General features: G+C 67.5%; 23 protein-coding genes. 19 read left to right on the top strand and 4 right to left on the bottom strand.

Annotation, left to right across the window (positions count from 1 at the left end; genetic code table 11):
- The first annotated feature begins 11 nt into the window (after positions 1-11).
- From AB0L70_RS23940 to AB0L70_RS23885, 12 genes are read left to right on the top strand one after another with little or no spacing between them, the layout of a single operon-like run.
- A complete protein-coding gene (locus AB0L70_RS23940) occupies positions 12-266 on the top strand; it encodes an acyl carrier protein (RefSeq protein WP_363687650.1) in 255 nt (84 codons plus the stop codon).
- Entirely contained in the window at positions 266-496 is a 231-nt protein-coding gene (locus AB0L70_RS23935) for an acyl carrier protein (RefSeq protein ID WP_363687648.1), read from the top strand. The genes AB0L70_RS23940 and AB0L70_RS23935 overlap by 1 nt, the downstream gene beginning before the upstream one ends.
- On the top strand, positions 489-1,484 hold the full coding sequence (locus AB0L70_RS23930) for a beta-ketoacyl synthase N-terminal-like domain-containing protein (RefSeq protein ID WP_363687646.1): 996 nt from the start codon (positions 489-491) through the stop codon (positions 1,482-1,484). Before AB0L70_RS23935 ends, AB0L70_RS23930 begins: the two co-directional genes overlap by 8 nt.
- The gene (locus AB0L70_RS23925) at positions 1,481-1,915 is read left to right on the top strand and encodes a hypothetical protein (RefSeq protein WP_363687644.1); all 435 of its coding nucleotides are present in this window, start codon (positions 1,481-1,483) and stop codon (positions 1,913-1,915) included. The genes AB0L70_RS23930 and AB0L70_RS23925 overlap by 4 nt, the downstream gene beginning before the upstream one ends.
- Complete coding sequence (locus tag AB0L70_RS23920; protein WP_363687642.1) at positions 1,912-3,489, top strand: class I adenylate-forming enzyme family protein; 1,578 nt, start codon at positions 1,912-1,914, stop codon at positions 3,487-3,489. The genes AB0L70_RS23925 and AB0L70_RS23920 overlap by 4 nt, the downstream gene beginning before the upstream one ends.
- Positions 3,486-4,739 carry a beta-ketoacyl-[acyl-carrier-protein] synthase family protein gene (locus AB0L70_RS23915; protein ID WP_363687640.1) on the top strand — a complete coding sequence of 418 codons (1,254 nt, stop codon included), beginning with the start codon at positions 3,486-3,488 and terminating at the stop codon, positions 4,737-4,739. Before AB0L70_RS23920 ends, AB0L70_RS23915 begins: the two co-directional genes overlap by 4 nt.
- Positions 4,739-5,812, top strand: a complete 1,074-nt coding sequence (gene hppD, locus AB0L70_RS23910) for a 4-hydroxyphenylpyruvate dioxygenase (protein ID WP_363687638.1) — start codon at positions 4,739-4,741, stop codon at positions 5,810-5,812. Before AB0L70_RS23915 ends, hppD begins: the two co-directional genes overlap by 1 nt.
- A complete protein-coding gene (locus AB0L70_RS23905) occupies positions 5,809-6,714 on the top strand; it encodes a phytanoyl-CoA dioxygenase family protein (RefSeq protein WP_363687636.1) in 906 nt (301 codons plus the stop codon). Before hppD ends, AB0L70_RS23905 begins: the two co-directional genes overlap by 4 nt.
- A 14-nt stretch (positions 6,715-6,728) precedes the next feature.
- Complete coding sequence (locus AB0L70_RS23900; protein ID WP_363687634.1) at positions 6,729-7,514, top strand: DUF3050 domain-containing protein; 786 nt, start codon at positions 6,729-6,731, stop codon at positions 7,512-7,514.
- A gap of 1 nt (position 7,515) precedes the next feature.
- Positions 7,516-8,466: a thiamine pyrophosphate-dependent dehydrogenase E1 component subunit alpha gene (locus AB0L70_RS23895; RefSeq protein ID WP_363687632.1), complete on the top strand. Its 951-nt coding sequence runs from the start codon at positions 7,516-7,518 to the stop codon at positions 8,464-8,466.
- Complete coding sequence (locus tag AB0L70_RS23890; RefSeq protein ID WP_363687630.1) at positions 8,466-9,440, top strand: transketolase C-terminal domain-containing protein; 975 nt, start codon at positions 8,466-8,468, stop codon at positions 9,438-9,440. The genes AB0L70_RS23895 and AB0L70_RS23890 overlap by 1 nt, the downstream gene beginning before the upstream one ends.
- Positions 9,437-10,765: a hypothetical protein gene (locus tag AB0L70_RS23885; RefSeq protein WP_363687628.1), complete on the top strand. Its 1,329-nt coding sequence runs from the start codon at positions 9,437-9,439 to the stop codon at positions 10,763-10,765. The genes AB0L70_RS23890 and AB0L70_RS23885 overlap by 4 nt, the downstream gene beginning before the upstream one ends.
- Here AB0L70_RS23885 and AB0L70_RS23880 read toward each other — a convergent pair.
- The 3 genes from AB0L70_RS23880 to AB0L70_RS23870 are packed head-to-tail and all read right to left on the bottom strand — an operon-like array spanning position 10,740 to position 14,148.
- On the bottom strand, positions 10,740-11,420 hold the full coding sequence (locus AB0L70_RS23880; RefSeq protein ID WP_363687626.1) for an SGNH/GDSL hydrolase family protein: 681 nt from the start codon (positions 11,418-11,420) through the stop codon (positions 10,740-10,742). The two genes, AB0L70_RS23885 and AB0L70_RS23880, sit on opposite strands and share 26 nt — an antisense overlap.
- Positions 11,417-12,634, bottom strand: a complete 1,218-nt coding sequence (locus tag AB0L70_RS23875) for an MFS transporter (protein ID WP_363687624.1) — start codon at positions 12,632-12,634, stop codon at positions 11,417-11,419. Before AB0L70_RS23875 ends, AB0L70_RS23880 begins: the two co-directional genes overlap by 4 nt.
- Positions 12,631-14,148: an AMP-binding protein gene (locus AB0L70_RS23870; protein ID WP_363687622.1), complete on the bottom strand. Its 1,518-nt coding sequence runs from the start codon at positions 14,146-14,148 to the stop codon at positions 12,631-12,633. Before AB0L70_RS23870 ends, AB0L70_RS23875 begins: the two co-directional genes overlap by 4 nt.
- Positions 14,149-14,442: 294 nt before the next feature.
- Here AB0L70_RS23870 and AB0L70_RS23865 point away from each other — a divergent pair, with 294 nt between their 5' ends.
- The 6 genes from AB0L70_RS23865 (at position 14,443) to AB0L70_RS23840 (ending at position 21,399) form a co-directional block, all read left to right on the top strand.
- Positions 14,443-15,726 (top strand): SGNH/GDSL hydrolase family protein, encoded by a 1,284-nt coding sequence (locus AB0L70_RS23865; RefSeq protein WP_363687620.1) that lies wholly within the window; start codon positions 14,443-14,445, stop codon positions 15,724-15,726.
- 6 nt (positions 15,727-15,732) lie between these two features.
- Positions 15,733-16,944 carry a cytochrome P450 gene (locus AB0L70_RS23860; protein WP_363687618.1) on the top strand — a complete coding sequence of 404 codons (1,212 nt, stop codon included), beginning with the start codon at positions 15,733-15,735 and terminating at the stop codon, positions 16,942-16,944.
- Between the two features lie 5 nt (positions 16,945-16,949).
- Positions 16,950-17,876 (top strand): alpha/beta hydrolase, encoded by a 927-nt coding sequence (locus AB0L70_RS23855; protein WP_363687616.1) that lies wholly within the window; start codon positions 16,950-16,952, stop codon positions 17,874-17,876.
- Entirely contained in the window at positions 17,869-18,927 is a 1,059-nt protein-coding gene (locus tag AB0L70_RS23850; protein WP_363687614.1) for an alpha-hydroxy acid oxidase, read from the top strand. The genes AB0L70_RS23855 and AB0L70_RS23850 overlap by 8 nt, the downstream gene beginning before the upstream one ends.
- Positions 18,927-20,168: a PLP-dependent aminotransferase family protein gene (locus tag AB0L70_RS23845; RefSeq protein WP_363687612.1), complete on the top strand. Its 1,242-nt coding sequence runs from the start codon at positions 18,927-18,929 to the stop codon at positions 20,166-20,168. The genes AB0L70_RS23850 and AB0L70_RS23845 overlap by 1 nt, the downstream gene beginning before the upstream one ends.
- Before the next feature lie 67 nt (positions 20,169-20,235).
- Entirely contained in the window at positions 20,236-21,399 is a 1,164-nt protein-coding gene (locus tag AB0L70_RS23840; protein WP_363687610.1) for an MFS transporter, read from the top strand.
- On the opposite strand, the gene coaA is transcribed toward AB0L70_RS23840, so the two are convergent.
- Positions 21,380-22,333, bottom strand: coding sequence for a type I pantothenate kinase (coaA, locus tag AB0L70_RS23835; protein ID WP_363687608.1), 954 nt, complete (start codon positions 22,331-22,333; stop codon positions 21,380-21,382). The genes AB0L70_RS23840 and coaA overlap by 20 nt on opposite strands.
- A 171-nt stretch (positions 22,334-22,504) precedes the next feature.
- Here coaA and AB0L70_RS23830 point away from each other — a divergent pair, with 171 nt between their 5' ends.
- A complete protein-coding gene (locus AB0L70_RS23830) occupies positions 22,505-24,367 on the top strand; it encodes an alpha-glucuronidase (RefSeq protein WP_363687606.1) in 1,863 nt (620 codons plus the stop codon).
- The last annotated feature ends 31 nt before the right edge of the window (positions 24,368-24,398 follow it).

Raw genomic sequence — 24,398 nt, 5'->3', positions numbered from 1 at the left:
AAGGTAACAACATGAAGGACGAGGTGCGCGCATTCGTCATCGCGCAACTGGAAGACATGAACTACGACATCGAAGGCATCGACGACGACACCACGCTCGGCCCGGCCGGGGTGGATCTGGAGTCGCTGGCGCTGGCGGATCTGTCCGTGCGGGTCGAGGACAAGTTCGGGGTCAGGTTCTCCGACGACGAGTCCGAGCAGCTCGCGTTGATGACGGTCGGTGAGTTTACCGCCGAGGTGGCCGGCCGGGTAGCCCAGCAGGTCTGATGAACTCGACCCCACCCCCGCCCGGGCGGGCCGAGATCCTCACCTGGCTGGCCGGCCTCGGTCAGCGCCCGCCCGAGGCCGAACGGCTCGACTCGATGGAGCTGGCCTGGCTGGTCCATCAGGTCGAGCAGCGGTACGGCGTCGAGCTCGGCGACGACCAGCTCGAACGGATCGTCACGATCGACGACGCCGTGACCGTGATCGGCGAGGTGCTGATCAGCCATGTCTGAACCCCGACCGGTCGCTGTTACCGGCCTCTCGATCCTGACAGCGCTCGGGCGCGGCCCGGAGGCGCAGCTCGCTGGTACGCCGGCTTTCAGCGAGGTCACGCGGTTCGACACGAGCAATCGGCGCGTGCATTACGCGGCGACGGCGACGGAGATTGGCACGCTGGAGGAGGAGCTCGATCTCGCGATTGCCACTGCTTGCGGGCAGGCTGGGGTCGATCGCCGTACGCCGTTGTTACTTGCGCTGCACACTGCACCGACTCGGGACTTCGGGCAGCGGCGGGTCTATACGAGCGCTTGCGTCTCCGCGAGTACGGCGCTCGCGGACGCTGCGACTCTGATCCGTGCGGGGCGGGCCGATCGGGTCGTCGTTGCTGCGGCGTACTTGGTTGAACCTCATCAGTACGCGCTCTTCGACGCCGGTCGGGCACTGGCGACCGACCATGCTGTGCGGCCGTTCAGCCTGCACCGCCAAGGCACTCTGCTTGGTGATGGTGTTGCCGCGGTCGTCCTCGAGGCTGGTGAGGGATTAGCCCAACTGGTCAGCTGGTCCAGAGCCGGTGACGCCTACCACCCAGTCCAACCAGCTCCCGACGGCCGAGGCCTGACCACAGTCATCCAATCCGCTCTCCGCAAAGCCAACCTCCACCCCGAGGACATTGGCTACCTCAACGCCAACGCCACCGGAACCATCTTCAGCGACGCATCCGAGGCTGCAGCCATCACCAAGGTTTTCAACCCTCCGGTGAGCTCTACCAAAGGACTGCATGGGCATGCGTTGGAAGCCTCTGGGCTGGTGGAGTTCTTGATCACCATCCAGGCGCTGCGGGAGGGGAAGCTGCCGGTTAATGCAGGGCTTTTGGAGGCGGATCCTGCCTGCAATCTGGATTTGATTTTGGGTGGGCCGCGGACGGCCTCGACGGCGTATGGCATGTCTTTGAATTCGGCGTTCGGTGGCGCCAATACGGCGTTGGTGGTGCGGGCGGGATGAGGACATTGGCTGCGGGGCGGTGGGATGAGGGGGAGCCGCCGGGGGTGCCGGGGTTTGTGGTGTCGGCGTTCAATCCGATGGCGGTTGCGGCGGCCGAGCGGTGTCTGAGCAAGGCGCCGACGCGGACGCAGCGGACCGGGATCGTGCTGGTGAGCGATGGGGATCAGACCAGCGCCGACCACGTACGCCGACTAGTTGCTGACGGCAAACGTATCGGCCCGCTGCTGTTCTTCCAGTCCGTGCCCAACAGCGTCGCCGGGTGGATTGCGGCGAAGTGGGACCTCCGCGGTCCAGTCGTGTGCGTGACCGACGGCGGGCTCGACGAGGCCGAACTGTTGATCGACGACGGGGACGCCGACCAAGTGCTGATCGTGCAGGTGGGAGCCCACCAGGCGTCCGCCCTGATCGTGAGTGGGGAAGAACCGATATGAAGAGCCTGAGAGCCCAACTCGCCGCGGATCGAGAGATCGGTGCCGGCAACGTCCTCGACCGGGTACTTGCCCACGGCGCCGATCCGACCGGCCCCGGCCTTACCTTCGACACGCCGGTAGACCACCACCCGGCCGAACACCCGCTGACCCTCGGCGAACTCAACGACCGAGTCAACGCCCGTACGGCGTGGCTCACCGAACACGGCATCACCCGACGCGATGTGGTCGCGATCTGGGCCACGGAAGCGCAAGACATCGTGCTCAGCTTCCTGGCCCTCACCCGCGTCGGTGCCATTCCCGCACTCCTCAACGGCAAGATGGCGCCCGCGATCGCGGACGAATACATCCGCCGCCTCCGCGTCACCGCCGTACTCGCGGACGCCGCCCACCGCCAACTCCTGCACACAGACGTCCTGGCTGAGCCGAGAGACCTAGGCACCGGCGACCCCGCCAAGGCGCCTGAGCACTACCGCCACCACCGCGACGATCCGATCGTGATCACCCACACCAGCGGCACAACCGGCGTACCGAAGGCTGTTCTGCACACCCACACCACCTTGTACGCCGCTCTGAAACACCTCCTGACCATGCCGCAAGCGCAAGGCACGGACAGGATCCTCAACGCCCTTCCGATCCCGCACACCGCGACGATCCTGATGGTGAACCAGGTCCTCGGCAACCGCGCCGAGATGCTGCTGCTCTCCAGCCAGGACGCCCCGAACGTCCTGCACTACATCGAACGCTGGAAGCCTCGCGCCGTCTACGGATTCGCCGTCACGTGGGCCGGCCTGGCCCGCGCCGATCTCGGGCGGCACGACCTCGACTCGGTCCGGATGTGGTTCAACACCGGCGATTGCGCGCACGAGCCGCACATCCGCAAACTCGTTGCCGTCGGCACCCGAGAGACCGTGACCCGGGAAGGGCGCCGGACCGTCAAGGGCAGTCACTTCATCGACGGTCTCGGTTCCAGCGAGATGGGCCACAACGGGTTCCACATCACGCACACGATCGACAGCGATCACTACGGCCGGTGCATCGGCAAGCCGTACGCGTTCGCCGAGGCCGCGGTCCTCGGATCCACCGGCGAGGAGCTCACCAACGGTAAGGTCGGTCTGCTCGGATTCCGCTCGCCGTCCGTCTCTCCCGGCTACTGGAACGACTCGGTCAACACCTACCGGTTCAGATTGAACGGCTGGTTCCTCACCGGCGACCTCGTCTACCGCGACGACACCGGCCACTACTTCCATCTCGACCGGGTCCCGGATGCGGTGGCCGGCTTCGACGGCCCACAGTTGTTCACCTCGATGTCCGAGGAACGCATCCTCGCCGCCCTGCCCGACGTCGCCGACTGCACGGTGATCATCGTCAACCAGGACGGCCAGTACGTCGCCGACGTACTCCTCGAACTGACCGCCGAAGCGGCAGCGGCCGACCGCACCGCACAGGTGCGGGCGGCCGTGGGCGAGGAAGTCGCGGCGATCATCCGCAACGTCACCGTGGCCGGCGCGGGCGAGGTGCCGGTCACGGTGACAGGCAAGGTCCGCAAGGTCGCCCTCCGCGAGGCACGCTCATGATCACGATCACCGGAATGGGCCTGCTCACTCCAGTGGGCCGAGGCATCGACGAGGTGTACGACGCCTTGCTGCACGGGCGATCCGGCATCGCCAAGCCGCCTCCGGATCATCCGATCGCGAACTCCATCGAGCTCGCCGGGATCCTTCCGCCGTTCGATCCAGGCAAGATCGCATCCGGCCCCGACGGCAAGGTGATGGACAGGACCGTGATCCTGGCTCAACTCGCCGCCGAGGACGCGCTCGCCGACGCGGGCCTCACCATCGGCGAGAACGTCGATCCGGACCGGATCGGGGTGATCATCGGTGGAGTCGGCGGGATGGCGACTCTCGAGCAACAGGTCCTCGCCCGGGCCGAACGCGGCCGCGCCGCGGTCAGCCCGTACCTGCTCACCGGCATCCTCCCGAACATGCCGGCCGCCCGCGTCGCGATCCGCTTCGGCCTCCGCGGCTACACCTCGGCCGTCGGTACGGCGTGTGCCTCCGGCGCCCAGGCGATTGCGGACGCGGCCCGGCTGATCCGGTCCGGTGAGGCAGACGTCGTACTGTGCGGCGCGAGTGAGGCACCCCTGTTCCCGACATTCGCGGAGACCTTTGCCAACGCACGAGCGCTCGCGCGTGGTTGGGACGACCCGGCGGAGGCGAGTCGCCCGTTCGACCTGCGACGGAACGGATTCGTGTTGAGCGAAGGCGCCGCGTTGCTGGTCCTCGAAAGCACCGAGCACGCCGTGGCCCGAGGCGCGAGTGGCTATGCGGACGTCGCCGGCTACGGAGTCAACTCGGACGCACACCACCCGACGGCCCCGAGACCGGACGGCAAAGGAGCGGCCGAGTGCATGCGACGGGCTTTGGTGAGCGGTGGCGTCGAGCCGCGTCAGGTCGGCTATGTGAACGCCCACGGCACGAGCACGAAGCTCGGTGATGTGGCCGAGTCGGTCGCTATCGGGTTGGCCTTCGGCGATCACGCACCCGCGGTCAGCTCCACCAAGGCGCTGACCGGTCACATGCTCGGCACCTCCGGAGTCGTCGAGGCGGCGGCGTCGGCCCTTGCGGTCAACGCCGGGTTGCTGCCACCGACGTACAACCTCCAGGACCCGGATCCCGCCTGCCCGCTGGATCACGTCCGCAAGGAACCACGCGAGGCGCACCTGGAGTACGCGCTGTCGAACTCGTTCGGGTTCGGTGGCCAGAACGTCAGCCTGCTGTTCGGACCGCCGAGCACAGCGAACAAGAGTGAGGGGAAGGACTGGTGATGGAGATCTACGGGATCGACCACGTCGAGCTGTACGTGGGCGACGCGAAGCAGGCGGCGTTCTATCTGGCGCATGCCTTCGGCCTACAGGTGCACGGTCAAGGCGGACCGGAGACGGGACTGGCCGGACAGCGCTCCCTGCTGCTGCGGGAGAGCGCCGTACAGATCGTGTTGACCTCGGGGCTGACGGCAGAGCACGCCGCGGCCGCATACGTCCAGCGGCACGGTGACGGCGTCGCGGTGGTCGGACTGGAGGTGGACAACGCGGCCGTGGCCTACACCGAGTTGCTGAGCCGGGGTGCGGAGTCGATCGCCGAGCCGGTGACCTACACCGACGAGCAGGAGACGACCGTGGTGGTCGCGGAGGTGGCCGGGTTCGGCGACGTGATCCATCGGCTGGTCGAGCGGCACGGGCCGCGGCGGGAGTTCCTGCCGGGCGCGTTCCAGATCACCGAGCCCGCGGGCGGTCCGGACGAGAAGCTGTTCAGCGAGATCGACCACCTGGCGATCTGTGTGCCGTCCGGGCAGCTGAAGCCGACGGTGGAGTTCTACGAGAACGTGTTCGGGTTCCTGCCGATCTTCGACGAGTACATCGAGGTGGCCGGGCAGGGCATGGAGTCGACGGTCGTTCAGAGTACGTCGAAACACGTCACGTTCACGTTGATCGAGCCGGACCCGAACCGGCGGCCGGGCCAGATCAACGACTTCCTCACCTGGCATGCGGGTGCCGGCGTACAGCACATCGCCTTGCGGACCAGCGACATCGTCGAGGCCGTGGGCACGCTGTCCGGCCGGGGCGTCAACTTCCTCGCCTCGCCGTCGGCGTACTACAAGGCGTTGCCGGCGCGGGTCGGCGAGCTCGAGACGCCGATCGAGGACCTGGAGGAGCTCGGCATCCTGGTCGACCGGGATCACTGGGGCCAGCTGCTGCAGATCTTCACCGAGTCCATGCACGTACGGCGGACGCTGTTCCTGGAGATCATCGAGCGGCGTGGCGCGATGACGTTCGGCAGCGGGAACATCAAGGCGCTCTACGAGGCGAAGGAACGCGAGCTGGCGGGGACGGACGTATGAGCCTCGAGTTCAAATTGTCCGAAGCTGAGATCGAGTTGCTGCCGACGGACGAGGATGTTGCCTTCTACAACGAGCACGGCTGGTACCTGTCCAAGAAGCTGCTCACCGACGACGAGACCGAAGAGCTCGTCAACGCCAGCGAGCGTTACTACGCGGGCGAACGGGACCGATCGTTGCCGGCGGCACCGCCGAAGCTGGCGTACTGGGATCCGACCAAGGGCGACGTCCAGCGGCACAACGACTACGTGCACTACGAGCACGACGGGCTGGCCAAGATCCTCCGCAAGCCGTTGATCGGTGCGGTCGCGGCCCGGCTCGCGCAGACCGACGAGATCCGGATCTTCCAGTCCACGCTGATCTACAAGCCGCCGATCTCCGGTGAACCGTCGAACATCGTGCCCTGGCACTTCGACAAGCACTACTGGTCCTCCTCGGCGTCGGACCGGATGCTGACCGCGTTCATCCCGTTCCACGACTGCCCGCCGGAGATGGGCACGATCACGATGGTCGACGGCAGCCACCGCTGGCGGGAGATCGGGTCGGACGACACCGTCGTACGCCACTTCGCCGACCGGGACCGTTCCCAGCTCGACCAGATGCTGGCGGAGAACGCGGCGTACAACGACGCCGAGGTGATCAAGGTCCCGATCACGATCCCGCGCGGTCACATGAACTTCCATCACTGCCGCACGTACCACGGCAGCGGCGCCAACGTCTCCGATCGCCCGCGTTGCGCCATCTCTCTCCATCTCCAGGACGGCGCCAACCACTACCGCGAGTACCCGCTCTCCGACGGAACCCTCGCCGCCTACAACCACGACGTCCTCGTACGCCGGACTTCGGCCGGCCACCCCGATTACGCCGATCCCGACTACTGCCCGGTCCTCTGGGCCGACCGCTGACAGGAGAACCGCCCATGTCCCGTTACGACTGGGGTCAGACCCACCCCGGCATCGAACAGCTGGAGAAGGCCGTCACCCCGGCCCGCGACCTCGTCGTCCAGCACCCGCTGTACGCGAACCTCGACACCCACGAGGCGCTCGTCACCTTCATGGAGCACCACGTGTTCGCGGTCTGGGACTTCATGTCGCTGTTGAAGTCACTGCAGCGCGAACTCACCTGCGTCACCGTGCCGTGGATCCCGACCGCGCACACCAGCAGCCGCCGGCTGATCAACGACATCGTGATGGTCGAGGAGAGCGACGAACTCGGTGACGGGTTCATCAGCCACTTCGAGCTCTACGTGAACGGAATGCGCGAAGCCGGTGCGGACGTGAGCGCGATCGAAACGCTCGTCGAGCTGCTCCGGGGCGGTGCGCCCGTGGTCGAGTCGCTCGAGAAGGCCGGCGTACCGCAGGCTTCGATCGACTTCGCCGGGACGACGTGGGACATCATCGAGAACGCGCCGGTGCACTGCCAGGCGGCCGCGTTCGCCTTCGGTCGCGAGGACCTGATCCCGGACATGTTCACCCAGGTCGTCGCGGTGAACGAACGGTCGAACAAGCTCAACACTTTCGTCGACTACCTGGAGCGGCATATCGAGGTGGACGGCGAGCAGCACACCCCGATGGCGATGCAGATGGTCTCCGACCTCTGCGGTGACGACCCGGCCAAGTGGGAGGACTGCGCGGACACGATCAACACCGCGCTCGCCGCTCGCGCGCAGCTCTGGGACGCGATCCTGGCCGCGGTGAAGGCCTGACATGACGAGCGCCGATCTCTACCGGACCGTGCGACTGATCCGCCGCTTCGAGGAGCGGGCGATCGAGTTCGTCCGGTCCGGGGAGATCGTCGGCGGCATCCATCCGTACCTCGGGGAAGAAGGCATCGCGGCGGGTGTGTGCGCGGCGTTGTCGGCCGATGACGTCATCACCAGTACGCATCGCGGTCACGGTCATGTGCTGGCTCGGGGCGTAGACCCGGCGCGGTTGTTCGCCGAGCTGATGGGTCGGGAGAGTGGGCTGAACAAGGGCCGCGGCGGGTCGATGCATGCGGCCGACTTCAGTTTGGGGATCCTCGGCGCGAACGCGATCGTTGGTGCGGCCGGCTCGATTGCTACCGGAGCGGCGTGGGCCTTGCGGCAGCAGGGGCGTGACTCGGCGGCGGTCACGTTCTTCGGCGATGGCGCGATGAACGAGGGGATGCTGCTGGAGGCCTTCAATCTGGCCGCGCTCTGGCAGGTGCCGGTGATCTTCGTCTGCGAGAACAACGGGTACGCGACGACCATGCCGGTCTCGTCCGCGGTCGCGGGCAGTATCACCGCTCGCGCCCGGGCGTTCGGCATGCCTGCGTTCACGATCGACGGCCAGGATCCGGAGAAGGTGCTGGAGGCAACGACGGTTGCGGTCGCCCGGGCTCGAGCCGGACGTGGACCGACGTTCCTGGAGTGCACCACCTATCGGTTCGACGCGCACCACACCTTCGAGCATCGAGCCCGGATCAGCTACCGGTCGGCCGAGGAGATCTCGGTCGGGCAGTCCCGGGACCCGGTGGAGATCCAAGGGGAACGCCTGTCGCCTGGCGAGCGGGCCGCGATCGATGACGAGCTCGAGAACGTGCTCGACGCCGCGGCCGGGTTCGCATTGGGCAGCGCTCACCCGGATCCAGCCGCTGCGCTCGAGTATCTCTACGCCTCGCCGGAGGTGCCGCGCTGATGCCGAAACTCTCGTACTTGAAGGCACTCAACCGCGCGCTCGGCGACTCGCTGGCAGATGACCCCTCGGTCTTCCTCCTCGGCGAGGACATCCGCGCGGCCGCGTCCAACCTGACCGCCGGCCTCTTCACCCGCTTCGGACCGGACCGTGTCCTGGACATCCCGCTGTCAGAGCAGGCGTTCACGAACTTCGCCACCGGCGCCGCGCTGGTCGGGATGCGACCGGTGATCGAGTTCCAGATCCCGTCGCTGTTGTTCCTGGTCTTCGAGCAGATCGCCAACCAGGCTCACAAGCTCTCCTTGATGACCGGCGGCCAGTGCAAGGTCCCGGTCACGTACGTCGTTCCTGGTTCGGGCTCGCGGACCGGATGGGCCGGCCAGCACTCCGATCATCCCTACACGTTGTTCGCCCACGTCGGCGTCAAGACCGTCGTACCCGCGACTCCGGCCGATGCCTACGGGCTGCTGGTGTCGGCGATCCGGGACGACGATCCAGTCGTCGTGTTCGCGCCGTCCGGTGCGCTGGGTGTCCGGGACGATGTCGACTTCAGCACGCTGGCGCCCGTGCCGCTCGGCGTTGGCCGGATCGCGCGATCCGGCACCGACGTGACGGTGGTTGCTCTCGGCCACCTGGTGCACGACGCGGTGGCGGTCGCGGACGAGCTGGCCGGACTCGGGATCTCGGTCGAGGTCTTCGACCCACGCACCGTCTACCCGCTCGACACCGATGGTCTGGCGGCCTCGGTCGGCAAGACCGGCCGGCTGGTCGTGATCGACGACTCCAACCGCACGAGCGGCTTCGCGGCCGAGGTCCTCGCGATCGCCGCCGAACGCTTCGACCTCGCTGCACCGCCCCGCCGGGTGACCCGCCCGGACGGCGCCGTACTGCCCTTCGCCCTCGCCCTCGACCGGGCGGTCCAACCTGGCCGGGACCAGCTCGTCGCCGCGATTCACGCCGTACTGGAGGAACGATGACCGACCTGTGGCACCAGTTGCCCGAGGCAACGCGTACGGCGCTCGTCGCGCGAGGAGTCGAGTCGTGGCAGCAGGTGTACGACGGGGTTGCCACCCACAACAAGGAGTGGCGACCGCTCCGGCCCCCGATCATGTCGGCCGATACATATCGAGAGCTGACCGACATCTCGTCGACCGTCGCCCGGTTGATCCTGGCGGCGTGTTTGCGGCGGGCAACCACCGCGGGGGAGTTGCGGCAGGCGCTCAACATGCCGGTCGACGCCATCGACCTGCTCGACGACGACCTGCCGCTGACGGACGACCTGCTGGGTGGCGTGCGGGCGGACATTCTGCTCGCGGACGGGACGCCGTACGTGGTCGAGGCGAACATCGACAGCGCGCTCGGTGGGGCGCATGACTCGGATGGTGTCGCGCGTCGGTTCCTGGCGGCCTATGCGGGTGATCCGGTGCTCGAATCGCTGGCACTGACCGCACCTCCGTCAGCGGTCGACGCTCGCTATAAGGCGGTGCGGACGGCGTTGACGTTGACCGGGACGGATCGGCTCGCGATGGTGTTCACCACCGGCAGCACGTATCCGGGGTCGCAGGACGGGCTCGCGATGATCAAGCTGCTCGAGCCGTTCAGCCAGCGCGGCCGCGAGCTCGGGCTCGACATGCGGGTCTACCCGGTCGAGTGGCTGACCCTGGACGCCGCCGGCCGGCTGTGTGTCGAGGACGGTCCGATCGACGCCGTACTGCGGATGTTCGTCCCGCAGGGCACCAAGCCGAGCGATGGTTTGCAGGCTCTGCACACCGCCAACCGGACGGGCGCGGTGCGGATGTTCACGCAGACGGCCAGCTGGTTGCTGGCCAGCAAGGCGATCCTTGCGTGGCTCTGGGAAGACCTGGCCGACCTGTCACCCGAGGACGCCGAGGTCGTCCGCCGTCACGTTCCACGTACCGAAGTACTCTCCGGTGATCTCCGCCCGCGGGCGGTCGCGGAGCAGAACCAGCTGGTCCTCAAGCCGTCCGGCTCTTACGGCGGTGTCGGTGTGGTCGTGGGTCCGGAGGTCTCCCGGCACACCTGGGCGGCCGCCCTCGACGCGGCGATCTCCGAGCGCGGGTACATCCTCCAGTCGCACGTCGATGTAGACCGCCTCACCATGCAGTTCGTCAACGTCAGCACTGGCGAGACTCAGGAGAGCGCAGTCCCGTTCTGCATCGCGCCGTACCTCTTCGCGAACACTCCCGCCGGCGCCTACCTCCGCTTCACCGTCCCCGGTGCCGGCCCAGTCGTCAACGTGGGACAGGGCGCGCTGACTAGTGGCCTGCTGTTGGTGCCTTGAGCCACTTGCCTAGGACGCGCAGGGTTTCGGCCGTCGCCACCGCATCGCTCCGGGCGTTGCCGTGGCGGCCGTCGGTGCTGTAAAGGGTCGGGTCGGTGGAGAGCGGGTGATCGGTGAGGTGGACGTGGATGGTGCCGAGCTTGTCGGCGAGGATGGCGGTCCGATCGGAGAGGGTCCGCATTCGTTGCCTGAGGCCCGGTCTGAGCCAGTCGGCGACGGCCGGGCTGTAGGAGATGTCGAACATGCCGAGCGTCATCACGTCGGCGCCGGAGTCCTGCAGGGTGGTGACCATCAGCGTGAGTTCGCGATCGACCCGGTCCGCGTCGTACGTCGCCGGGAACGCATCGTTGCCGCCGCCAACGACCAGGGCGAGATCGGGGCCGAACAGGAGAGCGGGCTCAAGTTGGGTCGAGAGGATCTCGCGCGTACGCAGTCCACTCACGCCGAGGTTGAGATAGGCAAGCTCGGGTTGTACGGCGCGCAGCTCGGTGGCAATCCGGTCAGCCCATTGCAGGTCGCTGTACCCCTCGACCGGTTCGCAGAGCCCGGCCGCGACACTGTCGCCGAGTACGACGAAACGCCGCCAAGGATGACCTGCCAACAGTCGGGCGCTCTCACCGGGATCGAGGCAATAGGGGTCGCTCTCCTCGTTCATGTGGCCTCCACTGTGGTGGGTGCGTCGAGGACTTTGCCCGGACCGCGACGGAGCAGAGGGTAGCTGCTCACGAGCAGGCAGGCGATACCTGAACCGATCAGCGCTGGAGTCAACCCGAACCCGCTGACGAGTTCACCGGCCAGCAGCGCGCCAAGGGGGAGTCCGGCGAACGACGTCGCCGCGACCAGGCCGATCACGCGGGCCTGCAGGTTCTTCGGGACGTGCTCGTACAGCGCGGCTCCGAAGACCGGATTGATCGCGGCGATGCCGATGCCGGACAGGAAGGTCACCACCATCACCAGGACGAGGTCATGGCTGAGGCCGAGGACGAGCAGTCGGGGACTGCCGCCGACGAACGCACCGATCGCGAAGGTCAGGTAGCGCGGCACTTTGGTGGCAAGGAGGGCGAAGGTGATGCTGCCGAGCAGAGCTCCGGCCGAGAACGCGCCGAGGGTGAGGCCGAGGCCGGCGGGGGAGCCGAGTTCGTCCGCGACCCAGACCGGGATGAAGACCGCCGTACTCGCGCTGGCGAAGATGTTGATCGTGAACGTGGTGATGAGCATCGTCGCCAGCAGTTGATCCCGGCGGACGAACGAGAACCCGACCGCCAAGGAGCGGAAGTACTTGTCCCGCCGTGCCTCGGCCGGGATCTCCGGCGGGCGGACGAACGCCAGGACCAGTACGCCGCAGACCACGAACGTGACCGCGTCGATCCACAGGACGGACGCCGCGTCGGTCCAGTAGATCAACAGCCCGGCCAAGGGTGCGCCGAGCAGGGTCGCGCCGCGGGCGAACGCTTCGTGCAACGAGGTGATCCGGATCAACTCGACCTCGGCCGCCTCCGCCATCGGCCGGACGAGCAGATCCTTGGAGCGATCCGCGGCACCGCGCAGCGCACCCGCGACCGCGACCAGGGCGAGCAACGCGCCGAAGCCCAGGCTCGTGGTCGCCGCGATCGCGCCCACCGCCACGGCGCTGGCGAGGTTGGCGAGGATCGACGTACGCCGTGGTCCGAGGTTGTCGATCACCGGGCCGGCCATGATGCTCGCGACGATGTACGGCACCATCTCGACCGCTGCCACCAGCCCCATCCGCGCCGCGCTGCCCGTGGTCACCAGCACCAGCCACGGGATCGCCACCATCGAGATCCGGCTGCCCACCGCGGACAGGACGTCGGCGACGAACAGGATGACCAGACCGCGCCTGGGCGTCATGACTGCGGATGCAATTCTGCGTAGAGCTTGCGGAGGGCAAGCTTGTCGACCTTGGCGATCCGGGTCAGCGGCAACTCGTCGACGAAGTCGATGACGGCCGGAGCCCACAGCTCGTTCAACTCGGTGGTGACGAGTTGCTGCAGCTCGGCTGCCGACACACGTGTCCGGGTGACGACGAAGGCATGCACCGCCTCGCCGATGACGGGATCGGGTACGCCGATGACGGCAGCGGTCCGCACCGCCGGGTGACTTGCGAGGACATCTTCGATCGGGCGGCAGAAGACTCCCCAGCTTCGGCGCCTGGTCAAGATCATGTCGTGCACCCGATCGACCAGGAACAGATACCCGTCGTCGTCGAGATAGCCGAGATCGCGGGTGCGCAGCCACCCGTCCACGAGCGTCTCGGCGGTGAGTTCGGGCTTGCCCAGATACCCGGCGAACGTGAGCTTGCTCCGCACCCACACCTCACCTGTCTGCCCGGAGTCGAGCACCTTTCCGTCGTCGTCGCGGATCTCCAACCGCACATCGCCGTACGACGTACCCGCCGAAGCGAGCCGCTCGGGATGAAGCGGATCCTCGGTCAAACCAGGCAACGCGGTCACGACAACCGCCTCGCTCAGCCCGTACACGATCCGCAGCACCGGGCCGAAGCGCGCGATCGCTTGCCGCAGCCGCGCGGGGGTCGCCGGTCCGGCGCCGACGTTCAGCATGAAGATGCTGGTGCAGTCGACGTTCTCGCCACCCGGATGATCGAGCAGCTCGTACAGCATCGGCGGTGTCACGAACGTCGATGTGATCCGCTCGGCCGGGACGATCCGGTAGAACTCCTCCGGCGACCACGTATCGGTCAGGAACAGGACCCCACCGGTGAACAGGTTGACGAAGCTGGTGATCTGCCCACTCGCCAGCCACAGCGGCGATCCCGAGTAGTGCCGCAGCAGCGGGAACCCGTTGGCCACAAAGGCTTCGGCCAGCTCGAGGATCTGCTCGTAGAACGCTTGCGTGTGGTGCACGAGCTTGGGATCGCCGGTCGTCCCACTCGTCTGCAACACCGAGTCCGGCGCCGGCACCGCCGGGTCGATCACGTACGGCGCTCCGTCGCCGAACAGGTCGCCGATCCGATAGGTGGGCATCGGCGCCAGCGATGCGGCCAACTCCCGGCCTAGATCGGTATCGGCGTCGTACACGAACGCGTCCGCGTCGGCGAGCGCGGCGAACCGGTCGATCTCGCGGCGGGACGTGACCGGCGCGCTCCACAGCACCCGGCAGCCGTGCAGATGCAGGGCCAGTTGGAGCGCCGGCGCATCGAAACAGTTCGCCGCCATCACGAGCACGCGACTGCCCGGACGAATGCCCTCGTCGCGCAGCGCGGCCGCGATCCGGAAGACGTCGGCGGTCAGTTCGGCATACGTGATCCGGCGCGCACCACGGACCACTGCGAGCCGGTCCGCGAAATTCTGGAACAGTGCCAGTACGCGCGGCACATAATTGGGCAGGACGAATTCAGGCGGCATTTGGTTTGTCCCCACTCGAACTCCGGCCACCCCCAGCCGTCAGCGCGACTCTACTGGATGCGACGATCGCTGGCCAGAGCCTGGAAACCGTTCTACGGTGGACGGATCGTCGCGCTCCGGAGTCGGCTGATCACACCCTCTCGGGTGCGAAGGAATACCCCTGCAAAACCGCCTGGGAAGGTATCCGCTAACCGCTGTCCGGGCAATTTAGGAAATGCATTTGCTGTGCATTGACCGAATTAGTTCCCGCGTATTACGTTCCGTCCGCATCCGATTCCGCCGGGAGGTCCGTCCATGCGTGTATCCAGCAGTTGGCGTGCAGTCGCGGTGACCGCCGCACTCACTCTGGCCGGCTCCACCCTTGCGGGGGCGAGTAGTGGCTCAGGGCATCATGACGACGAGTGGGTCGGCACCTGGGCGACCGCGGTCACCCATGGCAACGCGACCGGCTCGACCAATCTCGGTCTGACCGACCAGAGCGTCCGGCTGGTGGTCCGGCCAACCGTCGGGGGCGACCGGATCCGGATCCGGCTGTCGAACATCTACGGCGAGAAGACCGTCACGGTCGCCGCGGCAACTGTTGCCAAGCCCAACAAGGCGACGCCGGAGCTGTCCGACATCGACCCGAACACCCTGAAGACGTTGACGTTCAACGGCTCCGGGACGGCGTCGATGGTCAAGGGCAGCGAAATGCTGAGCGACCCGGTGAACCTGCGCCTGGGAGACCTCGACGACCTCGTCGTCAGCCTGTACTTCCAGGACAACACCGGCCCGACCACGTTCCACGGCTCGTCGATCCAGGACAACTTCGTCGGCCCGTCGAACCTGGTGAACGACCCGGGCGGAGCGGCGTACACGCTGACCCGGCGCTGCTGCTTCTTCTTCCTGTCCGGTGTGGACGTGCAGACCGAGAAGTCGGCCGGCTCGATCGTCGTCCTCGGTGACTCGATCTCCGACGGCACGAACAGCACGCCGAACGCCAACAACCGCTGGCCCGATCAGCTCGCCGAGCGACTCGCCGCCGCGGCCGGTCACAAGGCGTTCCCGAGTGTGCTGAACGCAGGTCTGGCCGGCAGCCGGCTGAACCACGAGGGCACCGAACCCTCGGACAACGGCGTCTTCCCCGGCTTCAACGAGGTCGGCGTGAACTCACTGGCCCGGCTGAACGAGGACGTGTTCGCGCAGACCGACGTACGCACGGTCATCACGGAACTGGGCATCAACGACATCTGGATGTCCGACGACTCCGCGGCCGAGATCATCGGCGCGCTGCGCCAGGTCAACGCGCAGTCGAAGGAACGCGGCCTGCGCAGCCTGGTCACCACGATCACCCCGTTCGAGGGACTGAGCGGGACCGACACCTGGACCCCGGCGAAGGAGGCCACCCGCCAGGCGGTGAACAGCTACCTGCGGTCGAGCCATGAGTTCGACGGCGTACTCGACTTCGACAAGGTGCTGCGGGACCCGGCCGCACCGAGCAAGCTCAAGGCCGCGCTCGACTCCGGCGACCACATCCACCCGAACGACGCGGGCTACCAGGCGCTGGCCGCCTCGATCCCGCTGAACCTGGTGCGCTGACCGACGATGCGTACCGCCAACGAGATCCTTGCCGCACTGGGATCCGAGGACGGTCGCCGCGATCCGATGCCGCTCTTCGCGGAGCTGCATCGGATCGGCCCGGTCTGCCGGCTCGTTCCCGGAAGTTCGCCGTACGCCGTGGTCGTGAACGGGTACGACGCTGCGCACGACGCGCTGAAGGACACCCGGTTCCATCGGTTGCTGACCGCCGATCCGGACCCGAAGGATCCGGTCCTGCGGCATCTCGGCGGGTCGATGATGTTCCGCAACGAGCCGGACCATCTGCGGATGCGGAAGGTGTTCCAGGCCGTCCTGACACCACGCCGGTTGACCGGGTTCGAGCCGGTGGTCGACTCGCTGACGGGGGAACTCCTGGACGAGCTGGGGAAGTCCGGCGCGGACGGCCGGGTCATCGACTTCGTCGACTTCGCCTACCGGTTGCCGATCACGGTGATCGGCACGTTCCTCGGGATTCCGCGGTCGGACCTCGGCTGGTTCCGGGACCGGACCCAGCGGATCGACGACTACCTCGACCTCGGCGGCAAGGCGCCCGAGCGGTTGCTCGCGGCGAACCAGGCGTCCGAGGAGCTCAACGACTACTACGCCCGGATGATCGCCGAGCGCCGGATCCGTCCGCGGGACGACCTGGTCGGATCCCTCGTGCACGCGCTGGATTCGGGTACGTCGGGGATCGACGAGCAGGAGCTGATCGACAACCTGCTCGTGCTGGTGAACGCCAGCTTCGTGACCACGATGAACCTGCTCACCAACGGTCTCGACCTGCTCCTCGCCGACCCGGCCCTCATCGACGCGCTGCGTGAGGACGCTGGATTGGCGTCGGACTACGTCGAGGAGATCCTGCGGCATCAGAGCTCGGTCCAGCTGATCAGCCGGAAGGCCTCGGTCGACCTCGAGCTGGCCGGCGAGACGGTCACCGCGGGCAGTCTCGTTCTGATCCTGCCCGGGGCGGCGAACCGCGATCCGGCCAAGCACGCGGGTGCCGACATGTTCGATCCGGGCCGGGAGGATCTGCAGCATCTGTCCTTCGGCGCCGGCCCGTTCTACTGCGTCGGCGCGGCGCTGGCCCGGATGGAAGGCAGGGCCGCGTTCGGGCAACTCTTCCGCCGGTTCCCGAACCTGCGGTCTGCGGGCGACCCCGTGCGCAGTCACAGCCTGTTGCTCCGTGGGCATCAGTCCATGCCGATCCGATTGGGGTGAAGGCGATGCCGTTGGACCCGCAGGTCGAGGCGATGCGCGCCGAGCGTGAGGCGAACCAGGTACCGCAGCTCTACACCCAGACCCTGGCCGAGGCTCGGGCTGCCGACCTGGCGTCCATCCAGGCCGCGGGCGGAGACGTCGAGCCGGTTCACCAGGTCGAGGACCTCGCGACCGACGGCGGCGTACCGCTGCGGGTCTATCGGCCGGACCTCGCCGGCGCCTTGCCGACGCTGATCTACTTCTTCGGCGGTGGTTGGACGCTCGGCAGCATCGAGACCGCCGACGGCATCAGTCGTAAGCTCGCGAATGCCGTGCCCTGCCAGGTGATCACGGTCGGCTATCGGCTCGCGCCCGAGCACCCGTTCCCGGCCGCGGTCCACGACTGTCACGACGCCACTCAGTGGATCGCAGCGAATGCCGACAAGCTGCAGGCCGACCCTGCGCGGCTCGTGGTCGGCGGTGACAGTGCCGGCGGCAACCTCGCGGCCGCGACCACGTTGCTTGCCCGCGACAACGGTCCCGCACTGACCGGTCAGCTGCTGGTCTATCCGAACACCCGGTACGGCGCGGCAACGATCTCCATGCAGAAGGGCGACGACCCGTACCTCTTCAACAACACGTCCGTCGATTGGTACTGGAAGCACTACCTCACCGACCAGGCCGACGGTCTGAACCCGCTGGCGTCACCTCTGCTCGCCGAGTCGCACGCGGATCTTCCACCCGCGCTGGTGATCACCGCCGAGTACGACCCGCTCCGCGACGAGGGCGAGTACTACGCCGAGAAGTTGCACGCCGCGGGCGTCCCGACCACGCTCAGCCGGTACGACGGCATGGTGCACGGCTTCTTCGCGATGTCGGGCATCCTCGACGGCGGTAAGAAGGCGACCGCCGAAGCCGCGGCTTGGCTGGCCGAGATCTTCCGCGATGGCTGAGACCCTCACCGACTACGAACAGCTCGCGGCTGATGCCCTGCCCCAGCACATCTACGACTTCGTTGCCGGTGGCAGCGGTTCGGAGACCACGCTGAGCCGCAACCGCGCTGCCCTCGACGCGATCACGCTCACGCCTCGCATGCTCGCCGGCGTCGCTGAGCCTGATCTGTCCTGCACTCTGCTCGGGCTGCAGTCCACGATGCCGGTCGCGGTGGCGCCGATGGCGTATCAGCGCCTGCTGCATCCCGAGGGTGAACTGCTTCTGGCGAGCGCGGCCGCCACGGCCGGAATCCCTTTCGTGATCAGCACCCTGAGCAGTTTCCCCTTGGAGAAGATCGCCGCCTGCGGACCGACCTGGTTCCAGTTGTACTGGCTGCGAGACCGCGCGCTGATCACTTCGCTGGTGGATCGTGCCGCCGAGGCCGGTTGCGGTGCGCTGCTGGTGACCGTCGACGTCCCGGTGATGGGACGCCGGTTGCGCGACGTACGGAACTCCTTCGCTTTGCCGCCGGACGTGGTGGCGGCGAACATTGTCGACATGGTGACAGAGGCACATTCCGCCGTACCGGGTCTGTCGGCGGTGGCTGCGCATACGGCCTCCGCGTTCGAACCGGCGGTGTCCTGGGATGATCTTGAGTGGCTGCGCCGTACTACTCAGCTTCCCCTTGTGGTGAAGGGGATTCTCGATCCGCGTGACGCTCGCCGCGTCATAGATCTAGGTGCGGACGGGGTGGTGGTGTCGAACCATGGCGGGCGGCAGTTCGACGGTGCTCCTGCCTCGATCGATGCCCTCGGCCCCGTTGTGGATGCGGTTGGCAACGACTGCACGGTGCTGCTGGACAGTGGAGTGCGGAGCGGCCTGGACGTGCTGCGGGCGCTGGCGTTGGGGGCGTCCGGCGTACTCGTGGGGCGTCCGTTGTTGTGGGCCTTGGCGGTCGATGCGGTGGATGAGGCGTTGGGTCTGCTGCGGCAGGAGGTGTGGGACGCGATGCTGCTGGCCGGGTGTGCCGACCTGGCCGCGGTCGGTGAGTTGACGACGGGGAGAGCGTGATGGCGGATCTCAGACTGTCCGAGTTGCACGGCTCGCTGACCGATCGGGCCCTCACCTCGATGAACTTCCTCAACGAGGTCTCGCATCACTACCCGGACGCGATCTCCCTCGCCGCGGGCCGCCCGACCGAGGAGTTCTTCGACCTCGAGGACGTGCATCGCTATCTGGACCTGTTCGCGGAACACCTGCGCACACAGGGGTACGACGAACCAGCTGTCCGTCGGACCATCCTCCAGTACGGGCGGACCAAGGGCATCATCCACGACCTGGTCGCGCGCAACCTCGCCGTCGACGAGAACATCCACGTCGATCCGGAGGCGATCGTCGTCACGGTCGGCTGCCAGGAGGCGATGGTCCTCACCCTCCGCGCGCTGCGGGCAGATCCGAACGACGTGCTGCTCGCGATCTCCCCGACGTACGTCGGACTCACGGGTGCCGCTCGGCTGGTCGACTTCCCGATCCTGCCGGTGACCGAGGACGACGACCTCGCCGCGGTGGTCAAGGCCGCACGCGCGGACGGTCTACGACCGCGGGCCTGCTACGTGATGCCGGACTTCGCGAATCCGTCCGGGCTCAGCCTGGACGTCGAGAGTCGGCGACGCCTGCTCGAGGTAGCGGCCGCGGAGGACCTCTTGCTGCTGGAGGACAACCCGTACGGGCTGTTCGGGGCAGAGCGCAGGCCCACGCTGAAGGCGCTCGACACCGAGCGGCGAGTCGTCTACCTCGGCTCGTTCGCCAAGACCGGTCTGCCCGGAGCACGGATCGGATATGTCGTGGCCGACCAAACGGTCGAAGGCGGCCTTTTTGCGGACGAGCTGTCGAAGCTCAAGAGCATGCTCACCGTCAACACCTCACCGGTCGCGCAGGCGGTGGTCGGCGGCAAGTTGCTCGCGAACGACTACAGCCTCATCGCCGCGAACCACCGCGAGCGGGAGGTGTACGCCGCCAACCTCCGCGCGATCACGGACGGCCTGGCCGCTCGGTTCCCCGGCGGCGAGATCAGCTGGACCGTGCCCTCCGGCGGGTTCTTCGTGGTCGTCACGGTCCCGTTCCCGGTGGACGACGTACTGCTGGAGAAGTCCGCCCACGAGTACGGCGTGCTCTGGACGCCGATGAGCCACTTCTACGCGGGCGACACCCCGATCCACGCCCTCCGCCTGTCCTGCAGCGCGGTCACGACGGCCCAGATCGACGCGGCCCTGAACCGCCTCGCCGCCCTCATCGCCGACCAGCTGCCGTAACTGGTCCTCTCGGCTGGCGCGGAACTGGATCTGTAGGGCGTACCGCTGCACGCCTAGCGTGAGTGACATGACCACCGCGTGCGAGATCCCGACCGTCCAGGTAGCTACCGCCGAGCGCCTGTTGACCAGCCAGTTCGGCCGGTTGCTGGTGATGGTGTTCGGGTCCGGGCTGAGCATGTACCTGCTCACCTCGGTGGTCCCGCTGTACCTCGCCGCCAACGGTTCCGGCGGGATCGGGGCCGGGCTGTCGACCGGCGCGATGATGCTCTCCGCGGTGGGCGTCGAACTGCTCGTGCCGCGGATGCTGGCCCGGTGGGGCTACCAGGTCGTCCTCGGCCTCGGACTGGTCCTGCTCGGCGCACCTTCGCTGGTCCTGCTCACCACCGCCTCCTTGCCGGCTGTCCTCGCGGTCTGCGTGATCAGAGGTGCCGGCCTGGCGATCCTGGTCGTCGGCGCGGTCGCGCTGGTCGCGGACGTGGCACCGGCCGCCCGCCGCGGCGAGGCACTCGGCATCTACGGGCTGGCTGTTGGCCTGCCGGCGGTCATCGGCCTCCCGCTCGGTGTCTACCTGACCAACCTGGTCGGCTTCGGCGCCCTCTTCGTCCTGGCCGCCGTCTCGTCACTGGCCGGACTGCTCACCTTGGGCGCCATGCCCAAGACCGCCAGCTCCGAGGAGCAGCACGTGAACGTGCTCGGTGGCGTTCGGCGAAGCGGGCTGCTGATGCCGACCCTCGTCTTCGCCGCGGTCACCGTTGCCGCCGGCATCAGCGTGACCTTCCTGCCGCTGGCGGTTGCCGGCGACAAGCACTCGCTGATCGCGACGGCCCTGCTCCTGCAGGCCGCGGCCGCTCCTGGCGCACGCTGGCTGGCCGGTCGGTACGGCGATCGCGTCGGACCGGCGAAGCTGTTGGGGCCGGCAGTGGTCCTGGCCGCGGTCGGAGCCGGTTCGCTCGTGCTGATCGGCAGCTCGATCGCGGTCATCGTGGGTTCGACCCTCTTCGGGATCGGGTTCGGCGCGGCACAGAACCTCACGCTGACCCTGATGTACAACCGCGTCAGCACCTCCCGCTACGGCCAGGTGAGCGCGCTGTGGAACCTCGCGTACGACGGTGGCTGGGGGATGGGCGCGATCATCTTCGGGCTGGTGGTTTCCGGTGTTGGCTACCCGGTCGCCTTCGGACTCACCGCGCTGGTTGTGGTGGTGGCAGCGGTCAGAGCTTCCTTAGCCTGACCCAGCGGACGGCGTGATCGGCTCCCTTGCGGAGAACCAGCGTCGCGCGGGAGCGGGTCGGGAGGATGTTCTCCCGCAGGTTCGGGCCGTTGATGCCGTCCCACAGCGACTCGGCCTTCTTGACCGCCTCGTCCCGGTTCAGCTCGCCGTACCGGACGAAGTAGGACTCCGGGTTGCGGAACGCGGTCTCCCACAGCTTGAGGAAGCGGTGCACGTACCAGGACCGGATGTCGTCGGCGGCGGCGTCGACGTACACGGAGAAGTCGAAGAAGTCGCTCACCGCGAGACCGCTCTTGCCGTCCGCATGCCGGGGCGCGGGCTGCAGGACGTTCAGGCCCTCGAGCAGCAGGATGTCCGGCTGCTCGACGGTCGTGCGTACGCCGTTCATCCGGTCGTAGTGCAGGTGTGAGTACACCGGCGCCTCGACCGCGTCCATGCCGGACTTCACCTCGACCACGAAGCGCAGCAGCGACTTGCGGTCGTAGGACTCCGGGAAGCCCTTGCGCATCATCAGGTTCCGGCGTTCGAGCTCGGCGTTCGGCCAGAGGAACCCGTCGGTGGTGACGAGCGCGACCCGCGGGTGCTCGGGCCACCGGGCCAGCAGTTCGCGCAGCAACCGGGCGGTGGTGGACTTGCCGACGGCAACCGATCCACCGATGCCGATCACGAACGGGGTCCGCATCGCGGCTGGTTTGCCGAGGAAGCTCTCCGTGTCCTCGTGCAGCGCCCGGGCGTGCCGGACGTACAGCGAGAGGATCCGCGACAGCGGCAGGTAGACCTCACGGACCTCGTCCATGTCGATCTCGTCGCCGAGGCCGCGCAGCCGTTCGATCTCCTCCGCCGTCAGCGGGGACACGGTGGTCTCGGCCAGTTGCGCCCAGGCGGCACGGTCGAGCTCGGTGTAGGGAGTCACCTCCCGGGACGGCTGCAGCATGAACCCCATTCTTCCCACCCCACCGGAATGCACCCACACCGGGACGGCGTGGGCTTCGTCTCAGCCAGCGCCTCGCGGCGCCGAAACTTTCGGCACTCCATGTGAGGATTCGGTGACCGGTTGGTGTGCGAGGATCGCCGGCGAGGACGACGGGGGGTCTGGGAGGCGCAGGTGGCGGTCGAGGTCGTAAGTCGTGATCCGATCACATTCGATCAGTGTTGGCTGGGCACCCAGCGGTTGCCGGAGGCGACCGTGCATGCCTCCGGCGCACTGGCTCAGACGATCAAGGCAGAGCTCCGCCAGACCCGCGGGATCCGGAACGACGTGGAAGTTGCCCTCTGCATCCTTTCCCGGCTGCGCGAGTCGCCGCTGTGGCCGGAGGCCGAGACCGCGCTGCCCGCGGACGGGCTGGGCGACGAAGGCTTCATGGTGGTACGACGAGGCAACCAACTGCTCGTCGCCGCCGAGGGCGGCCGCGGACTGCTGTACGGGTACTTCTACCTGCTCCGGTACTTCGAGTGGATGACCGCCGACTTCACTGTGGTCGAGCGGCCGGCCGTGCCGATCCGGATGCTGGACCACTGGGACGACCTGACCGGGTCGGTCCAGCGCGGATACTCCGGTGGATCGATATTCTTCCGCGACGGCCGGGTGGTGACCGACCTGACCCGCGTCCGCGCGTACGCCCGGTTGCTGGCGTCGATCGGGATCAACGCGGTGGCGTTCAAGCTGACCGACGACCTGTCGGATCTGGCCCGGCTGGCGGCCGTGTTCCGCGAGTACGGGATCGCGGTCAGCCTGTCGGTCGAGTTCGCTGCCGATCCCTCGGACCAGCAGGTGGTGCGGCGGTGGCTGGCCGCGGCCGGTCGCGCGTACGACGCCGTACCCGATCTGGGTGGGTTCGTGGTGCATGCGGGTCACCCGGCGGAGGGGGCGAACCTGCTCGCGCGGGCGCTGGCGCCGTACGGCGGGAAGGTGTTCTGGCGGTGTTCCGGGGTCGACGGCCGGCAGGACTGGCGGGATCGGCGGACAGATCGCGCGCGGGCGGCGTACGACCAGTTCATCCCGCTGGACGGGCGGTTCGAGAAGAACGTCATGCTGGTGGTGAAGCACGGGCCGATGGACTTCCAGGTGCGGGAACCGATCTCGCCGTTGCTGGGGGAGTTGCAGGAGACGGCGTTCGCGCTCGAGTTGCAGGTGACGCAGGAGTACACCGGTCAGCAGAAAGACCTGTGCTACTTGGGCCCGTGGTGGCGGGAGATCCTGCAGTTCGACCTGCCCGGGCCGGTAGTTGCCGAGCGCACCGATGCGATCGTTGGTATCTCCAATGTCGGCGACGATCCGAACTGGACCGGGCACAAACTTGCTCAGAGCAACCTGTACGCGTTCGGCCGGCTGGCATGGGATCCGGCTGCTGATCCGATCAGTCTGTTGCACGAGTGGGCCGCGGCGACGTTCGCGATGGATGATCGGACCCGCGGTGAGCTGGTGTCGATCATGGCCGACTCGTGGCGTACGTACGAGCGTTATACCGCGCCGCTCGGGGTTGGTTTCATGGTCGCGCCGACGACCCACTACGGGCCGAACGTGAACGGGTACGAGTACTCCGCGTGGGGGACGTACCACTTCGCGGACCGCCACGGCGTCGGCGTCGATCGGACGGTCGCAACCGGCTCCGGCTTCACCGGGCAGTACCCCGAACCACTGGCGAGCCGGTACGAGAACCCGTACACCTGCCCGGACGAACTGCTGCTGTTCTTCCACCACGTCCCGTACGACCACGTGCTGCAGAACGGCCGCACGGTGCTGCAACACATCTACGACACCCATTTCCAGGGGTACGACGAGGTCGCGGCGATGATCGACCGGTGGAAGGCGATCGCGGACCGCTTCGAACCGGCGGTCCGCGAGAACATCACGCCCCGCTTCGAAGCCCAACTCGCGAACGCCCGCGAATGGCGCGACCAGGTCAACACGTTCTTCTACCGGCTGAGCGGGATTCCGGACGCCGAAGGCCGCCTGATCTATCGTTAGGGCGACCATCGAAAGTTTCGAGGCGGAGGCG

Source organism: Kribbella sp. NPDC051952 (assembly GCF_040680855.1).
GTDB lineage: Bacteria > Actinomycetota > Actinomycetes > Propionibacteriales > Kribbellaceae > Kribbella.
The sequence above is the reverse complement of the archived record's forward strand: the minus strand, read 5'-3'. Positions and strand labels throughout refer to the sequence as shown.

Excerpts from the sequence above, each read along its gene's own strand:
- AB0L70_RS23940 (WP_363687650.1), top strand. The coding sequence starts at position 12 with ATGAAGGACGAGGTGCGCGCATTCGTCATCGCGCAACTGGAAGACATG.
- AB0L70_RS23935 (WP_363687648.1), top strand. The coding sequence starts at position 266 with ATGAACTCGACCCCACCCCCGCCCGGGCGGGCCGAGATCCTCACCTGG.
- AB0L70_RS23930 (WP_363687646.1), top strand. The coding sequence starts at position 489 with ATGTCTGAACCCCGACCGGTCGCTGTTACCGGCCTCTCGATCCTGACA.
- AB0L70_RS23925 (WP_363687644.1), top strand. The coding sequence starts at position 1,481 with ATGAGGACATTGGCTGCGGGGCGGTGGGATGAGGGGGAGCCGCCGGGG.
- AB0L70_RS23920 (WP_363687642.1), top strand. The coding sequence starts at position 1,912 with ATGAAGAGCCTGAGAGCCCAACTCGCCGCGGATCGAGAGATCGGTGCC.
- AB0L70_RS23915 (WP_363687640.1), top strand. The coding sequence starts at position 3,486 with ATGATCACGATCACCGGAATGGGCCTGCTCACTCCAGTGGGCCGAGGC.
- hppD (WP_363687638.1), top strand. The coding sequence starts at position 4,739 with ATGGAGATCTACGGGATCGACCACGTCGAGCTGTACGTGGGCGACGCG.
- AB0L70_RS23905 (WP_363687636.1), top strand. The coding sequence starts at position 5,809 with ATGAGCCTCGAGTTCAAATTGTCCGAAGCTGAGATCGAGTTGCTGCCG.
- AB0L70_RS23900 (WP_363687634.1), top strand. The coding sequence starts at position 6,729 with ATGTCCCGTTACGACTGGGGTCAGACCCACCCCGGCATCGAACAGCTG.
- AB0L70_RS23895 (WP_363687632.1), top strand. The coding sequence starts at position 7,516 with ATGACGAGCGCCGATCTCTACCGGACCGTGCGACTGATCCGCCGCTTC.
- AB0L70_RS23890 (WP_363687630.1), top strand. The coding sequence starts at position 8,466 with ATGCCGAAACTCTCGTACTTGAAGGCACTCAACCGCGCGCTCGGCGAC.
- AB0L70_RS23885 (WP_363687628.1), top strand. The coding sequence starts at position 9,437 with ATGACCGACCTGTGGCACCAGTTGCCCGAGGCAACGCGTACGGCGCTC.
- AB0L70_RS23880 (WP_363687626.1), bottom strand. The coding sequence starts at position 11,420 with ATGAACGAGGAGAGCGACCCCTATTGCCTCGATCCCGGTGAGAGCGCC.
- AB0L70_RS23875 (WP_363687624.1), bottom strand. The coding sequence starts at position 12,634 with ATGACGCCCAGGCGCGGTCTGGTCATCCTGTTCGTCGCCGACGTCCTG.
- AB0L70_RS23870 (WP_363687622.1), bottom strand. The coding sequence starts at position 14,148 with ATGCCGCCTGAATTCGTCCTGCCCAATTATGTGCCGCGCGTACTGGCA.
- AB0L70_RS23865 (WP_363687620.1), top strand. The coding sequence starts at position 14,443 with ATGCGTGTATCCAGCAGTTGGCGTGCAGTCGCGGTGACCGCCGCACTC.
- AB0L70_RS23860 (WP_363687618.1), top strand. The coding sequence starts at position 15,733 with ATGCGTACCGCCAACGAGATCCTTGCCGCACTGGGATCCGAGGACGGT.
- AB0L70_RS23855 (WP_363687616.1), top strand. The coding sequence starts at position 16,950 with ATGCCGTTGGACCCGCAGGTCGAGGCGATGCGCGCCGAGCGTGAGGCG.
- AB0L70_RS23850 (WP_363687614.1), top strand. The coding sequence starts at position 17,869 with ATGGCTGAGACCCTCACCGACTACGAACAGCTCGCGGCTGATGCCCTG.
- AB0L70_RS23845 (WP_363687612.1), top strand. The coding sequence starts at position 18,927 with ATGGCGGATCTCAGACTGTCCGAGTTGCACGGCTCGCTGACCGATCGG.
- AB0L70_RS23840 (WP_363687610.1), top strand. The coding sequence starts at position 20,236 with ATGACCACCGCGTGCGAGATCCCGACCGTCCAGGTAGCTACCGCCGAG.
- coaA (WP_363687608.1), bottom strand. The coding sequence starts at position 22,333 with ATGCTGCAGCCGTCCCGGGAGGTGACTCCCTACACCGAGCTCGACCGT.